Annotated in this window: 3 protein-coding genes; 1 reads left to right on the top strand and 2 read right to left on the bottom strand. The window is 65.0% G+C overall.

From position 1 onward, the window contains the following. Positions 1–731, bottom strand: a 731-nt coding sequence (locus AC1P6P_RS10270; RefSeq protein ID WP_481402344.1) for a TonB-dependent receptor, incomplete at its 3' end; no start/stop codon positions are given. A 292-nt stretch (positions 732–1,023) separates the two neighbouring features. Between AC1P6P_RS10270 and AC1P6P_RS10265 the strand changes: the two genes are divergently transcribed. Then, positions 1,024–2,217, top strand: a complete 1,194-nt coding sequence (locus AC1P6P_RS10265; protein WP_481402343.1) for a glycosyltransferase family 2 protein — start codon at positions 1,024–1,026, stop codon at positions 2,215–2,217. A gap of 56 nt (positions 2,218–2,273) precedes the next feature. On the opposite strand, the gene AC1P6P_RS10260 is transcribed toward AC1P6P_RS10265, so the two are convergent. Continuing rightward, entirely contained in the window at positions 2,274–2,381 is a 108-nt protein-coding gene (locus AC1P6P_RS10260; protein WP_481402345.1) for a LuxR C-terminal-related transcriptional regulator, read from the bottom strand. Positions 2,382–2,385 lie beyond the last annotated feature (4 nt).

Below are 2,385 nucleotides of genomic sequence, written 5' to 3'. Positions count from 1 at the left end.
TGGTGCAGGTATGCGAGCGTCAGCGTGTCGGGCCCGCCGATGCCCACCGCCAGCGACGGCGCCACGCCCCAGCGGCGGTTGCGGACATTGTCGCGGTCGGTGACCGAACTGTGCTCGCCCATGGCATTGACGCGGATCGCCGCGTCCTTGCCGATCGGCTGGTCGACATCGGCGGTGGCGCGGATCATGTCGTTGGTGCCGCCGACCAGCGTTGCCGACCACAGCGGCGCCAACGTCGGCGCCTTGCTGACCTGGTTGATCGCACCACCGGTCGAGCCGCGGCCGAACAGCACCGCGGAGGGGCCCTTGAGCACTTCGAGCGTTTCGAGATCGAAGCTGTCGCGCGTATATACAGCGGCATCGCGGATGCCGTCGAGGAAGATGTCGTTGTAGGCCGGGAAGCCGCGCAAGTTGACGGTATCGCCGCGCGCCGCGCCCTCGCCGGCGTTGAGGGTGATGCCGGGGACATTCTTCAGCGCGTCCTCGAGCCGGCTGGTGCCCTGGTGCTCCATCACCTGATGCGTGACGATGCTGATGCTCTGCGGGGCACGGACCGCATCTTCCGAGAGCTTGTCGCGCGTCACCGAGCGCAGGCCGGAGACGACGATCTGGTCCTCGTCGCCGTCGTCGTCGCCCACCGGGCCGGTGCCCGCCTGCTGCGCCAGCGCCATCGATGGCGCACAGGCGCTGCCCAGCAGCGCACTCGTTACCAGAACCCGAACTCCACTCATGCCGTTGTCTCCATCCCGTCTCGGACGATTCGTCGTGTCGAGGGCCTGCTAGCCCTTATTGCGAGTGAGTTGCAATAGCGTTTAATGGATCAGTGTCTTTGATGGGCATCAAATTCATTACGCAACCGGGGGAATTTGCCCGTGACAGGTCCGCCGGAATGCGATCCGGAATCGTCGCTCCCGATTGCCAGAACCAATGTCGCGCTCTATCACCGAACAACGAGCGCCCCGTACGGGACTGCACGGGCTGGCTCTATGTCGCCGACCCTGTAATCGGATTGCAGAGAACGGCATGTTGACCTTGGTACTGGATATCGTTTCGGCAGGCTTGGCGCTGCTTGTCGCGGTTCCATTATCGGTCTTCACGCTTGAACTTGTTTTCGGGATCTGGCCGTCGCGCAGCCATTTGTCGCCAGGTCTGGAATCGCCCGCGACGGTCGTCCTCATTCCGGCCCACGACGAGGAAATGGGGCTGGGAGAAACGCTGGCGGCATTGCTGAAAGCCCTGCCGCCGCGAACCGAAGTGCTCGTCGTTGCCGACAACTGTACCGACAGCACCGCCTCGGTGGCGCGCGCCGCCGGCGTCGGCGTCATCGAGCGCGATGACGCGACGGCCCGGGGCAAGGGTTTCGCGCTGGCGTTCGGCCGGGATTTCATCGCCGCCCGCCCGACAGTGCCCGACGTGGTCGTGGTCCTCGATGCGGATTGCTGGCTGGCGCCCGGCAGCCTTCACACCCTGGCGGCTTCGGCGCTGACGACAGCCCGGCCGGTGCAGGCCGTCTATCTGTTCGACCCGAGCCTTGCCGTGCCGCCGAGAATGCAGATTTCCAATTTTGCCTTTTTCATCAAGAATTTGTACAGATCGAGGGGCATGCAAAGAATGGGCGGCGGCGCGCTGCTGACCGGCACCGGCATGGCATTTCCATGGTCGATATTCTCGCAGGCGGCGCTCAGCACCGGTTCGATCGTGGAAGATCTGGACCTGGGCATCTCGCTGACCCGCCGCGGATCGGCGCCGATTCTCGTCGAGAGTGCTCTTGTTAGCAGCAAGCCGGCTGCCCTGGACGATGCCCTCGTGCAAAGGCGAAGGTGGGAGCATGGCTTCCTGACCTCGCTCAGAAATTCCGCCTTTCCCACCTTGCTCGGCGGCATCCGGGGGCGCTCCGTCGAGGAAACTTTGCTTGGACTGCACTTGTGCGTTCCGCCGTTTGCCTTGCTGCTTGTCCTCGCGGCCGCGTCCTTGGCGCTGGAGACACTCCTGCTTTGGGCCGGTGCGGTGCCCTGGCCCTGGTTCGCGCTGGGCAGCATGACCATGCTGGCATTGCTGCTGACGTTCGCAGCCTGGGTCGCCGGCGGCCGCGCCTACCTGTCCGGAACGGCCTTGCTCCATGTTCCGCTCTACATCGTCTGGAAGCTGCCGATTTATGCCAGCTATGCGCGCCGCGCCGAAGCAGAGTGGCAACGCACCCCCCGCCGCGAGGATTGAGGCGATTTCGAATGGCTAGTGCGCCGCGGAGGCGAAGCGCGTTCTTCGGTGGACTGCTAGACCAGCGCCGCGTCGAAGGCGGCGCGGATGGCGTCGGAGACGTGGGCCGCGCCCATCTTGGTCATCATGTTCGACCGGTGGATCTCCACGGTGCGCGGGCTGATCGAC

The organism is Rhizomicrobium sp., from assembly GCF_056722145.1.
This window is presented reverse-complemented; position numbering and strand designations above follow the sequence as displayed.

Excerpts from the sequence above, each read along its gene's own strand:
- AC1P6P_RS10265 (WP_481402343.1), top strand. The coding sequence starts at position 1,024 with ATGTTGACCTTGGTACTGGATATCGTTTCGGCAGGCTTGGCGCTGCTT.